This window comes from Curtobacterium sp. 458 (genome assembly GCF_030406605.1).
Classification (GTDB): domain Bacteria; phylum Actinomycetota; class Actinomycetes; order Actinomycetales; family Microbacteriaceae; genus Curtobacterium.
Genome location: NZ_CP129104.1, coordinates 3,162,704 through 3,174,673, shown reverse-complemented (window position 1 = coordinate 3,174,673; position 11,970 = coordinate 3,162,704). Strand labels below are relative to the sequence as shown.

12 protein-coding genes and 2 tRNA genes are annotated in these 11,970 nt (G+C 71.6%); 10 read left to right on the top strand and 4 right to left on the bottom strand.

Annotated features, from left to right (window positions below):
* The first annotated feature begins 98 nt into the window (after positions 1–98).
* The 4 genes from QPJ90_RS15400 (at position 99) to QPJ90_RS15385 (ending at position 3,020) form a co-directional block, all read left to right on the top strand.
* Positions 99–1,085, top strand: coding sequence for a dipeptide/oligopeptide/nickel ABC transporter ATP-binding protein (locus QPJ90_RS15400; protein ID WP_290132021.1), 987 nt, complete (start codon positions 99–101; stop codon positions 1,083–1,085).
* On the top strand, positions 1,082–2,110 hold the full coding sequence (locus QPJ90_RS15395) for a D-isomer specific 2-hydroxyacid dehydrogenase family protein (protein ID WP_290132020.1): 1,029 nt from the start codon (positions 1,082–1,084) through the stop codon (positions 2,108–2,110). The genes QPJ90_RS15400 and QPJ90_RS15395 overlap by 4 nt, the downstream gene beginning before the upstream one ends.
* 111 nt (positions 2,111–2,221) lie before the next feature.
* A tRNA-Asn gene (locus tag QPJ90_RS15390) sits at positions 2,222–2,294 on the top strand.
* 243 nt (positions 2,295–2,537) lie between these two features.
* Positions 2,538–3,020 carry a hypothetical protein gene (locus QPJ90_RS15385; RefSeq protein ID WP_290132019.1) on the top strand — a complete coding sequence of 161 codons (483 nt, stop codon included), beginning with the start codon at positions 2,538–2,540 and terminating at the stop codon, positions 3,018–3,020.
* Between the two features lie 51 nt (positions 3,021–3,071).
* Here the strand turns inward: QPJ90_RS15385 and def are convergent, their stop codons facing one another.
* Entirely contained in the window at positions 3,072–3,647 is a 576-nt protein-coding gene (gene def / locus QPJ90_RS15380; protein WP_290132018.1) for a peptide deformylase, read from the bottom strand.
* A 39-nt stretch (positions 3,648–3,686) separates the two neighbouring features.
* Between def and QPJ90_RS15375 the strand changes: the two genes are divergently transcribed.
* The 6 genes from QPJ90_RS15375 to QPJ90_RS15350 all read left to right on the top strand — a co-directional run bounded on the left by QPJ90_RS15375 (position 3,687) and on the right by QPJ90_RS15350 (position 8,751).
* Positions 3,687–4,601: a DMT family transporter gene (locus QPJ90_RS15375; protein WP_290132017.1), complete on the top strand. Its 915-nt coding sequence runs from the start codon at positions 3,687–3,689 to the stop codon at positions 4,599–4,601.
* Between the two features lie 120 nt (positions 4,602–4,721).
* Positions 4,722–5,933, top strand: a complete 1,212-nt coding sequence (locus tag QPJ90_RS15370; RefSeq protein WP_290132016.1) for a glycosyltransferase — start codon at positions 4,722–4,724, stop codon at positions 5,931–5,933.
* A 14-nt stretch (positions 5,934–5,947) separates the two neighbouring features.
* Positions 5,948–6,022 (top strand) — tRNA-Ile (locus QPJ90_RS15365).
* Positions 6,023–6,170: 148 nt separating this feature from the next.
* Positions 6,171–7,301 carry an AI-2E family transporter gene (locus QPJ90_RS15360; protein WP_290132015.1) on the top strand — a complete coding sequence of 377 codons (1,131 nt, stop codon included), beginning with the start codon at positions 6,171–6,173 and terminating at the stop codon, positions 7,299–7,301.
* Positions 7,298–8,104 (top strand): DUF1684 domain-containing protein, encoded by an 807-nt coding sequence (locus QPJ90_RS15355; RefSeq protein WP_290132014.1) that lies wholly within the window; start codon positions 7,298–7,300, stop codon positions 8,102–8,104. The genes QPJ90_RS15360 and QPJ90_RS15355 overlap by 4 nt, the downstream gene beginning before the upstream one ends.
* Before the next feature lie 167 nt (positions 8,105–8,271).
* On the top strand, positions 8,272–8,751 hold the full coding sequence (locus QPJ90_RS15350; protein WP_290134250.1) for a DUF3145 domain-containing protein: 480 nt from the start codon (positions 8,272–8,274) through the stop codon (positions 8,749–8,751).
* A gap of 419 nt (positions 8,752–9,170) precedes the next feature.
* On the opposite strand, the gene fabF is transcribed toward QPJ90_RS15350, so the two are convergent.
* The 3 genes from fabF to QPJ90_RS15335 all read right to left on the bottom strand — a co-directional run bounded on the left by fabF (position 9,171) and on the right by QPJ90_RS15335 (position 11,939).
* The gene (fabF, locus tag QPJ90_RS15345; RefSeq protein WP_290132013.1) at positions 9,171–10,415 is read right to left on the bottom strand and encodes a beta-ketoacyl-ACP synthase II; all 1,245 of its coding nucleotides are present in this window, start codon (positions 10,413–10,415) and stop codon (positions 9,171–9,173) included.
* 203 nt (positions 10,416–10,618) lie between these two features.
* Positions 10,619–10,867 (bottom strand): acyl carrier protein, encoded by a 249-nt coding sequence (locus QPJ90_RS15340; RefSeq protein WP_022903951.1) that lies wholly within the window; start codon positions 10,865–10,867, stop codon positions 10,619–10,621.
* An 82-nt stretch (positions 10,868–10,949) separates the two neighbouring features.
* The gene (locus QPJ90_RS15335) at positions 10,950–11,939 is read right to left on the bottom strand and encodes a beta-ketoacyl-ACP synthase III (protein WP_290134249.1); all 990 of its coding nucleotides are present in this window, start codon (positions 11,937–11,939) and stop codon (positions 10,950–10,952) included.
* Positions 11,940–11,970 lie beyond the last annotated feature (31 nt).

Below are 11,970 nucleotides of genomic sequence, written 5' to 3'. Positions count from 1 at the left end.
GCGCCTCCAGGCTGTCGCCTCCACTGCTGTGCACACGCGGCGACGTCTCCCACGTCGCCGCGCGGACCGCCGCCAGGGGGCGGCGTGGAAGGGGACCCATGATCGCGGTGAACGGCCCGGCGGTCGTCGCGGACGACGTGTCGATCGAGTACCGGAGCGGCCGAGCGGGGGAACCGATCCGCGCGGTCGACGGCGTGAGCCTGTCGCTGCGACAGGGGGAGATCCTCGCCGTCCTCGGTGAGTCCGGATCGGGCAAGTCGACGTTGGCGGCGGCGATCGCCGGCCAGCTCGGCGCGCACGGCGAGGGCGAGGGCGCGTACCGGCGCCAGATCATCGGCGGCGAACTGACGGTCCTCGGGCAGAAGACCCGCGGCCTGCGGGCGTCGTCGCGGAAGCTCGACCGGCTGAGCGGGCGGATCGGGTACCTCCCGCAGGACGCCGCTGACCGGCTGAGCCCCGACCTCACCGTCGGCGAGGCCGTCGCCGAGCCGATCTACGTGCGCGACCGCCGGTTCGACCGCAAGGAAGCGGGCCTCATGGTCGCTCGGCTGCTCGACGCCGTGCACCTGCCGCTCGGGTCGATGCGCCTCAACACGTGGGAGCTCTCGAGCGGTCAGCGGCAGCGTGTCGCGCTCGCCCGTGCGCTGATCCTCGAGCCGCAGCTGCTCGTCGCCGACGAACCGGCCCGTGGCGTCGACGTGCTCGTGCGGCAGTCGGTGCTCGAGGCCCTCGCCAACCTGCAGCAGGGTCGCCAGTTCTCGGCGGTCGTCGTGTCGAGCGACCTCCGCGAGGCACGTGCCCTCGCCGACCGAGTCGCCGTCATGGCCGACGGTCGGCTCGTCGGGCTCGGGACGTTCGACGAGGTGCTCGACAACCCGGTCGACCCCTACGTGAAGACCCTCGCCGCCACGGCCTCCCGCCCGGTCAAGCGCCGGCCGGCCGGAACCGGTGCCGCTGGTGCACCCGCGGCGCCCCGACGTTCGTCGGCTCCGCGACGGCCCGGCTCAGCACCATCCGCCGGTGCGTCGTCGCTCGGTGTGCCGGCCGCGACCGTCGCTCGGCTGGAACGGCAGGAGCAGGCGTGAGCGCCACGCCCGGTCGTTTCGCCGCGTCGGAGGGGGTCCGCGGGCACCGCGCGGTCGTCACCGACGCCGGGGCTCCGCTGCCCGTCGCCCCGCCGCAGGCCGGCCCGGTCGCGATCCTGCCGTCCGAGGCCGACCTGCACGTCTCCGCCGTCGTCGAGGCCGGCGGGACCGTCGCCCCGCTCGGTCCCGACACCCGCGGGATCGTCTGGCTCGACCCGCGCGACCCGGACGGACTCGCGTCGGCGCTCGACGACGCTCCCGACGTGTCCTGGGTGCAACTCCCGTTCGCCGGGGTCGACGCCTTCGCCGGGCTCATCGAGGCGCACGGGGACCGCGTCCTGTTCACCTCCGCCAAGGGTGCGTACGCCGAGCCGGTGGCCGAGCACGCCCTCGCGCTGACGCTCGGCACGCTCCGGGTGCTCCAGAAGCGGGCCCGGGCGACCTCGTGGGCGACGGAGCCCGAGGGCGTGTCGCTGTACGGCCGGAACGTCGTCGTGATCGGCGCCGGCGGCATCGCGCTGGAGTACATCCGGCTGCTGCGCCCGTTCGACGTGCACGTGACCGTCGTCCGGCGGTCGTCGGCGCCGGTGGAGTCCGCCGACCGCACGGTGCCGACCGACCAGCTCGACGAGGTCCTGCCCGACGCCGACGTCGTGATGATCGCCGCCGCGATGACCTCCGGGACGTCCAAGCTGTTCGGGGCGCACCAGTTCGCCGTCATGAAGGACTCGGCGCGGCTGGTGAACATCGCGCGCGGGGGCCTCGTCGACACCGACGCGCTGCTCACCGCGCTGCGGGACGGCTCGATCGCGGCCGCTGGACTCGACGTCACGGACCCGGAGCCACTGCCGGACGGGCATCCGCTCTGGAGCGAGCCGGGAGCGATCATCACCCCGCACCAGGCGGACACGCCGGAGATGGTGGCGCCGCTCCTGGCCGAGCGCGTCCGGACGAACACGACGGCGTTCCTCGGCGGGGACGGCTCGGGCTTCGTCGGCGTCGTGGACCCGGCCGCGGGGTACTGAGCCGGTCGTCCGGCGTCGCGGCGGCTCGCCACGCCCGGGGTGTGCTCCCGATGCGGTGGGCGGGGTCCGCGTACTGCTATGCTGTTACCCGTTGTTCAGCAGAGCAACTGATCCTCGATAGCTCAATTGGCAGAGCAGCCGGCTGTTAACCGGCAGGTTGTTGGTTCGAGTCCAACTCGGGGAGCGACAGACCCTCACCGTTCGCGGTGGGGGTCTTTTGCGTGCGCGGTGCGTGGCCTGCGTCCCGCTGCCGGTGTCGCGCCGAGTCTCGTCGTCGGCGACGTCTCTCGTGGTGGGCGACGTCTCTCGTGCTCCCCGGGGCGAGATGAGTCGCTGGAGCCGAGACTCGGGGGAAGGCTGACCGAGACTCGGGGTCGGGCGTGCCGAGACTCGGGTCGCACGCGGGGGAGCCTGTTAGCGTTCTCAGGTGCGCTCGATCCGGCCCGTCCTCACCCTGGCGCTCGTCGTCACGGCGAGCGTGCTGCTGAGCGCGTGCACGTCCGCCGAGGCCGAACCCGAGGAGCCGTCGAGCACCCGGGCCGCGGGCGCAGCGGTGACGGGGACCGCGCCGGTCATGTTCGCCTTCAGGTGCCGTAGGGGGACGGGCGACGCGACCGAGACCTACACGACGTACTCCGCCGCGTGGGAGGACCGTCGGGCTTCGTGCACGGCGACCCGCACCACCGGGAGCGCGATGTCCGACCAGCAGGCCGATGCGGTCCGTGCTGCCGACGGCACGGCGACGCTGGACGAACTCGCGGCGTGGTGCGCGGTGCGCGGTGCCGGCCCGTGGGTCGAGCGGGTCCGCACGGCGGACGCCGCGAAGCGTGCAGCGGGTCTGCTCGCCTACTGTCCCGGACACCCCGAACGCGACCGCCTGCAGGAGGCGTTGGCGACCTACCGGGGGTGAGCCGTGCCTCCAGGCCGGTGATCGCGCGTGCGGAGCGCGGGTGTGGGCCGCTCAGCCCTCCGGGTGGTCGCGACCGGGCAGCCACGACTTGCCCGGTCCGCCCCAGCTGTTCTTCCGGACGGCCTTCGTGACCTGCTTGCCGTACGGGTGCCCGAGTCGGTCCGCGTAGAGGTAGCCGTCGAGGTGGTCGTACTCGTGCTGGAAGACGCGGGCGAGCCAGCCGTGCGCCTCGACCTCGAACGGATCGCCGTGCTCGTCGAACGCGCGGAGGAGCGCACCCCCTGATCGCCGGAGCGGGAAGCGCTCACCGGGGATCGAGAGGCAGCCCTCGGACTCGTCGTCCTCGTCGAGTTCCTCCACGGCCTCGGGGACCGGGGGAGTGATCCACAGGACGGGGTTGATCGCCGCGCCGCGGTGCTGGACCTCGTCATCATCGGTCCATGAGTAGACGAAGAGCCGCTTGCCGATGCCGACCTGCGGACCGGCGAGTCCGACTCCGGGGGCCAGGTCCATCGTCTCGAACATGTCCGCCACGAGCTCGCGGAGCGCGTCGTCGAACTCGGTCACCTCCGTGGCGCGCTCGTGGAGGACGGGTTCACCGGTGATGCGGATCGGGAGGACGGCCATTCACCCAGGTTATCCGGCGAGGACCGGTAGCCTCGACGCGTGACGACGGACCTCCCGCTCCCCGACGCGGTCAGCAACCTGACCCCGTTCCAGGCGCTCATGATCCCCGTCGCACTGCTCGGTGCGGTCTTCCTGTCGCTCGGCGCGCAGTTCCAGAGTCGCGGCGTCCAGCGGGTCGAGGCCCGGCTCGGACGGCAGTCGAAGGGCCTCAGCATCCGGCACGTGCTCGCGCTGGTGTCGAGCGGCTACTGGGTGCTCGGCACGCTCATGCTCGGGTTGGCCGTCGTGCTGCAGCTGTTCAGCATCGCCAACGCGCCGCTCATCGTCGTGCAGCCGCTCGGTGCCGTCGCGCTCGTCATCACCACGTGGTTCTCCTCGCGTGCCAGCGGCGTCCCGCTCGGCCGTCGTGCGCGCCGGGCGGTGTGGACGTGCATCATCGGCGTCGGCATCTTCGTCGGCATCGCGGCCTTCGTCGGGCACGAGAGCGCGATCACGAGGCAGCAGCTCATCACGGTGCTCGTCATCCTCGCGGTCGTGCTGGCGCTCGTGCTCGTGTCCTTCCGGTTCGTGGCGCAGCACCGCAACGCGCTGTACTACATCGTCGGTGCCGGCGTGCTCTACGGTTTCGTGGCGACGCTGGCGAAGGTCGTCCTGAACCGCCTGCTCAACGGCACGTTCGACTGGCTGACGGTCGTCGCGATCCTCGGGGTCGTGGTCGCCGCGTCGCTCGGCGGGTACTTCGTGCAGAACGCCTACTCGAGCGGCTCCGCCGACCTCGTGATCGCCGGTCTCACCGTCATCGACCCGATCGTGGCGGTCGGCATCGGCGTGATCGTCCTCGACGAGGCCACCGGCGCACCCGTCGGTGCCGTGCTCGGGTTCGTCGTCGCGGCCGCCATCGCGATCACCGGGGTGTTCCTCCTCGCGAAGCACCACCCCCAGACACGGTCCTGACGTGCAGGGTGGTGACGTGGGCGGCCCAGGGTCCACCGCGAGGCGGACGCCGGGCCGGGAGCGCATACGGTAGCGTTCCACACCGACCAGGACACCGCCCACGAGAGGACCTTGCCCGCCGTGTCAGCAGATGCCACCACCGCCACCGCCGAGTCGACGGGTGCGACGGCCGGACGCCGACCGCTGCGGGTCCTCATCGCGGCGGACACCTTCCCGCCCGACGTCAACGGCGCCGCGACCTTCGCCGAGCAGCTCGCCGTCGGGCTCGCCGAGCGCGGCCACGAGGTCCACGTCGTCGCGCCCGCGTCCTCGAGCCACCACGGCACCGCCGAAGAGGAGCACCGCGGCGTCCAGCTCGTCGTCCACCGGTTGAAGTCGTACAAGTGGCCGACGCACGCCTGGCTCCGGTTCGTCTGGCCGTGGAGCGTCCGGAAGCTCACCGCGCCCATCCTCGACGCCGTCCGCCCCGACGTCGTGCACATCCAGTCCCACATCGTCGTCGGCCGCGGCGTCGCCCGTGAAGCACACGACCGCGGCATCCGCGTCGTCGCGACGAACCACTTCATGCCGGAGAACCTGCTCGACTACGTGCCGCTGAGCAAGTGGATCATCCCGACCGCGATCCGGATCGCCTGGCGCGACGCAGCGAAGACGTACCGCATCGCCGACGCGATCACGACGCCGACGAACCTCGCGGCCGACTACCTGCGGAAGGCCATCGCCGGGCAGCGCGTCCTCGCGATCTCCTGCGGACTCGACGTCACACGGTACGTCGCCCGCGAGGGCCGTCCCGTGAACAACGAGATCGTGTTCGTCGGTCGGGTCGCGCCGGAGAAGAACCTCGACGTCCTCGTCCGCGCGCTGCCGCTGCTCCCGGCGGAGCTGCACGCGCACCTGACCATCGTCGGCGGCGGCGAGATGATCCCGAAGCTGACCGCGCTCACCCGCGAGCTCGGCCTCGAGGACCGGGTGCGCTTCGCGGGGTTCGTGACCGACGAGGACAAGCGCACCGCACTCACCAACGCGACTGTCTTCGCGATGCCGTCGACGGCAGAGCTGCAGAGCATCTCGTCGCTCGAGGGCATGGCGTCCGGGCTGCCGGTGGTCGCGGCCGACTCGATGGCGCTGCCGCACCTGGTCGACGGCAACGGGTACCTGTTCCGTCCCGGTGACGAACGCGACCTCGCCGAGAAGCTCACGACGGTGCTCACCGCATCGGACGAGGACTACGTCGCCATGCGGCAGCGGAGTCTCGAGATGATCCAGCCACACGACATCAACCGCACGCTCGCGACGTTCGAGGCGCTGTATCGTGGGGAGCCGGTGGCCTGACGGGTCGCCGGCGAGGGGCGGTAGCCAAGCTGGTCAAGGCAGTCGGCTCATAACCGAACGATCCGCGGGTTCGAGTCCCGCCCGCCCTACGATCCCGACGCGGGTTCGAGCAAGTCCGACCGACTGGGCCCGCCCTACGATCCCGACGCGGGTTCGAGCAAGTCCGACCGACTGGGCCCGCCCTCGATCCCGACGCGGGTTCGAGCAGGCCCGCACAACGAGACAAGGCCGACCCGCATGCAGCTCCCACGGCGCAAGCCCCACGACCACGAACCACTCGGGCCGACCCCGAACGTCACGTTCGAGGTGACCCGCGGCGGCACCGGCGTCCGCGTCAACGCGTTCCGCATCGGCTTCATGGGCGCGATCGGCGTGCTCGTCGCCCTCGCGGCCGGCGCCGTCGTCCGCGAGCTCAGCACCGTCCTCGTCTACATCGGTGTCGCGCTGTTCCTGGCGCTCGGCATCGACCCCCTCGTGTCGTTCCTCGAACGGTTCATCCCGCGCTGGACGGCCATCCTCGCGGTGGTCGTCGCGGTGCTCGCAGCGTTCGTCGGCGTCATCTTCGCGGTGGTGCCGATCCTGATCCAGCAGGCGACGAACCTCATCCAGAACTTCCCGGACATCATCCAGGACATCTCGCAGCAGGACTGGTTCCAGGACCTCTCGAAGCAGTTCAGCGGGTCGTTCGACATCGACCACGCGCTGCAGTCCGTGCAGTCGTTCGTGGAGAACCCGAGCAACTTGCTCAACCTCGGCGGCGGCATCCTCGCGGTCGGTGGCGGCATCCTGTCCGGGCTCACGGGCGCGCTCATCGTGCTCATCCTGATGCTCTACTTCCTCGCGTCGATGCGTGGGCTGAAGTCGATGACCTACCGGTTCGTGCCCGCGTCCCGCCGCGAGAACTTCGTCGACGTCAGCGAGCAGATCACCCAGGCCGTCGGCCGCTACGTGGTCGGGCAGATCTCGCAGGCGCTCATCAACGGCGTCCTCAGCCTGGTCTTCCTCCTCATCATCGGCGCCCCGCTGCCGGTGCTGCTCGCGTCCTTCGCCTTCCTCGGCTCGCTGATCCCGCTCGTCGGGACGCTCAGCGCCGCGGTCGTGATCTCGTTGCTGTGCCTGTTCGCCTCACCGGCGACGGCGCTGACCGCAGCGGTGTACTACCTCGTGTACATGCAGGTCGAGGCGTACGTCATCTCCCCGCGCATCATGTCGCGTGCGGTGCAGGTGCCCGGCGCCCTCGTGGTCATCGCCGCGGTCGCGGGCGGCACCATCGGCGGTGTGCTCGGCGCACTCGTCGCGGTGCCGATCGCCGCGTCGGTGATCATCATCGTCCAGAAGGTCATCTACCCGCGGCAAGAGCAGCTGTGACCGACCTCGCCGACCACGTCGCGGACCGGGACCGTTGGGCGCGCGGACCCCGCGGCCCGCTCGCCCTCGTGAACGCACAGCAGGTCGACGTCGAGCAGCCGGTGTGGCCGGTGCCCGGCCGCTGGGCTCCGGCGCCGGGCGGCCTGACCGTCACCGCGGACTCCGCGGACGGGGTGGTCGTCGACGACGTCCCGGTCGACGGCACCGTCCTCGTCGCGGGTGACCAGGCCGTGGTGCCCTCGGTGGTGACCTTCCCGGACGGCCTCGCCGGCACCGTGACGGACCGCACGCTGCGCGTGTGGGACCCTGCCTCGGAGGCGATCGGTCGCTTCGCCGGGATCGCCCGCTTCGACCACGACGCCGCGTGGGTCACCGCCGGCAGGTACGTGCCGGTGCGTGACGGCCTGGAGGCCCGTGGTGCCGTCCTCGACGCCGCCGGCGTCGCGCTCCCGGTCGCCGGGCACGTCGACACCACGGTCGGCGACGTCGCCGTGCGCCTCGTGGTGGTCCGGTCCGCCGCGTTCCGCGGTGTCCCGCGGTTGCAGCTCATCGTGCAGGACGCCACGAGCGCCCTGCCCGAGACCGATCCGTCGAGCACGTACTCGATGGGCCGCTTCCTGTACCTCGACGACCCGGGCGAGGCCGCCGACGTCGTCCTCGACTGGAACACCGTCGTCCTGCCGCCGTGCGCCTTCTCGTACTTGTTCGCCTGCCCGGTGCCGCCCCCGGAGAACCGCATCGCAGCAGCGGTCACCGCGGGGGAGCGGCACCCCGTGGACGCCTCCGGAGCGGTTCTGCACTGATGCCGGCGTCGACCTGGCGTTCCCAGCGCTGACGCTGCATAATGGGCGTGTCCGCCAGGACATCACAATCGCATACCGATGGTTCCGCGGACGGTTCCGAGTGCTCAGGTCGATGGGGAAGTCGCACCTGACGAATCGGAGGAATCGTGAACGGAACGACGACCGGGGTGCTCTACGTGCACTCCGCACCACGCGCGCTCTGCCCGCACGTCGAATGGGCAGCAGGTCGCGCCATGAGTCGTGCCGTGAACTTCTCGTGGCTCGACCAGCCCGCGCAGGACGGCGCGCGACGCACCGAGTTCACGTGGACCGGCTCGGTCGGTACCGGTGCGGCGATCGCTTCTGCCCTGCGCGGCTGGGAGCACCTGCGGTACGAGGTCACCGAGGAGCCGACCAGCACCTCGGACGGCGGCCGCTGGATGCACACGCCCGACCTCGGAGTGTTCTACGCGCAGACCGACGTGACGGGCAACATGGTCGTGCCCGAGGACCGCGTCCGCTACGCCATGGAGGTCGCCGGCAGCAACGCGCTCGAACTCCACCGCGAACTGCGCCTGGCGCTCGGTCAGGCCTGGGACGACGAACTCGAGCCGTTCCGTCACGCCGCCGAGGGCAACCCCGTCGTCTGGCTCCACCGCGTCGGCTGACCCGCTCCCGCGCTTCCTCCGCTCCCTCGAACGCCGCCCGGCCTCGTGCCCGGCGGCGTTCGTCGTCCCCGCACCGCCGAGAGCCGCGTACGACGCTGCCCGAGTCCGGCCGGCTTGCCCGATGCCGAAAGCGACACTTCGTTGGCCTGCGCCAGCGCTCATCTGTCGCCTTCGCGATGGCGACAGGTCGCGGTCGACGAAAGCGACAGAAGGTCGTGACGGCACGCGCGGAACCTGTCGCTTTCGTGGGAGCGGGCTCGCGCTACCCAGGCCCGACCTGGCCGCCCGGCGGCACGGCACCAGACCGGCCACGGAACCAGCTGGAGGCCCGCCCCGACGATGCGGGGCGGGCCTCCAGGCCGGAACGAACGCGACCGGCGCGACCGGCGTCGCGGACGCGACCAGCGCGACCGGCGCGACTACGCGTTGCGGAACGCCACCACGGCGTTGTGCCCGCCGAAGCCGAACGAGTTGCTCACCGCCAGCAGGTCGCCGTCCGGCAGCTGGCGCGGCTCGCGCGCCACGTCCATGACGATCTCCGGGTCCTGGTCCGTGAGGTTGATCGTCGGCGGCGCCACCCGGTTGTGCAGCGCGAGGACCGTGAACACGGCCTCGATCGCGCCGGCGCCACCGAGCAGGTGCCCCGTCGACGCCTTCGTGGCCGAGACCACGACGTCGTCGAGGTGGTCGCCGAAGACGCGACGCATGGCGTGGTACTCGGCGACGTCACCCACCGGCGTGGAGGTGGCGTGCGCGTTGACGTGGACGACGTCCTCGCGGGCGGCACCGGCGTGCTCGAGCGCCTGGAGGACCGCACGGGCGGCGGCGCTGCCCTCGGGGTCCGGCGCGGTGATGTGGAACGCGTCCGACGTGATTCCGGCACCGGCGATCTCGGCGTAGATCTTCGCGCCGCGTGCCTCCGCGTGCTCCTTGGTCTCGAGGATGAGCGCCGCGGCGCCGTCTCCGAGCACGAAGCCGTCGCGCGTGACGTCGTACGGGCGCGAAGCCGTCTCGGGGGAGTCGTTGCGACGCGACAGCGCCTGCATCGCTGCGAACGCGGCGAGCGGCAGCGGGTGCAGCGCGGCCTCGGCGCCACCGGCGATGACGATGTCGGCCTCGCCGGTCGCGACGTGGCGGTACGCCTCGGCGAGGGACTCGGTGGAGGAGGCGCAGGCGGAGAGGTACGTGCGAGCACCGCCGCGGGCGCCGAACTCCATCTCGATGGCGGCGGCCGGGCCGTTCGCCATGAGCATCGGCACCGTCATCGGCATGACGCGGCGCGGACCCTTCTCGCGCAGGGTGTCCCAGGCGTCGAGGAGCGTGTTGACGCCGCCGATGCCGGTCGCCCAGTCGACGATGAGGCGCTCGGGCACGACGGACTCGGCGTCGATGCCGGCGTCGGCCCAGGCTTCGCGGGCGGCGATGAGCGAGAGCTGCGACGAGGGGTCGAAGCGCTTGGTCTCCGGACGGGTGAGCTGGTCGGTGACGAAGCGGCGCGCCTGGCCGGCGAACTCCACGGGGAGTTCGAGCTCGGCGTAGCGCGGGTCCTCGATGCGGGTGATGCCGGACTTGCCGGCGAGCAGCGCCTCCCACGTCTCCGGGGCGGTCGCGGCGAGGGGTGTGATCGCACCGATCCCGGTGACGACGACGGTCTTGTTGGTCATGGAACGACGTGTTCTTTCGTGAGGACGTCCGGCCGCTCGTGGCGGAGCCGGACGGAGCCGGGTCGGACCGACGAACGCCGGGCCGGGTCGGACCGACGAACGCCGGGCCGGGTCGGGCCGGCGCTGCCGGTCCGGGGGTGGACGAGTCGAGCGCCGCGGCCCGCGGCTGTTCCGCCGGGGCCGCGGCGCTCAGGAAGCTCGCGTCAGGCCTGCGCCTTGACGATGTAGTCGACGGCGTCGCCCACGGTCTTGAGGTTCTTGACCTCTTCGTCCGGGATCTTCACGTCGAACTTCTCCTCGGCGTTCACGACGATGGTCATCATCGAGATGGAGTCGATGTCGAGGTCGTCGGTGAACGACTTGTCGGCGGCGACGGTGTCGGTCGCGATGCCGGTCTCGTCGTTGATCAGCTCGGCCAGGCCGGCGAGGACTTCTTCGTTGGACAGGGCCATGGGGATTCTCCTTGAGGGGGGTGTCGTTTGACCGTGGACCAGCCTAGGGCACGGGCAGTGCTCGTGCGCGGAGGCTCGGGGACTAGGGGAGGACGACGACCTGGGCGCCGAACACGAGACCGGCACCGAAGCCGATCTGCAGGGCCAGGCCGCCGGACAGCTCGGGGTGTTCCTCGAGCAGCCGGTGGGTCGCGAGCGGGATGCTCGCGGCGGAGGTGTTGCCGGTGGTCGTGATGTCGCGGGCGATGGCCACCGTGTCGGGCAGACCGAGCTGCTTGGCGAACTCGTCGATGATGCGGATGTTGGCCTGGTGCGGCACGAACGCGGCGAGGTCCTCCGGGCGGACGCCCGCGGCCTCGATCGCCTCGCGGGCGACCTTCACCATCTCCCAGACGGCCCAGCGGAACACCGTCTGACCGGCCTGCCGCATCGTCGGGCGCGGCGCGCCGGCTGCCCACTCGTTGTAGGTCGCGGTCATGCCGATCGCGTCCCACTTCGAGCCGTCCGAACCCCAGATCGTCGGCGCGATGCCGGGGAACTCGCTCGGACCGACGACGGCCGCACCGGCGCCGTCCCCGAGGAGGAACGAGATCGAGCGGTCGGTCGGGTCGACGACGTCGCTGAGCTTCTCGGCACCGATGACCAGGACGTGGTCGGCGAGGCCGGACTTGATGAACGAGTCGGCCTGCGCGATGCCGTACGCGTACCCGGCGCACGCGGCGCTGACGTCGTACGCGGCGGCGGGGGTCGCGCCGATCCGCTCGGCGAGCAGCGAGGCCATCGACGGGGTCGCGACCGTGTGCGTCACGGTGCTCACCAGGACGACACCGATCTGCGACGGCTCGATGCCGGCCTTCGCGATGGCCTCACGTGCGGCGGCCTCGGCGAGGTCGACGGCCTCGGTGTCGGCTCCTGCACGCTTGCGCGTGACGATGCCGGTGCGCTGCCGGATCCACTCGTCGGAGGAGTCGATCGGGCCGACCAGGTCGTCGTTCGGCACGACGTTCTCGCCGCGGGCGGCGCCGTACGCGAGGATGCGGGTGAACTCGTGGCCGCGACGCTGCTGGAGCATCGGCCGGGAGGCACGGGTCGGGTTGGTGCTG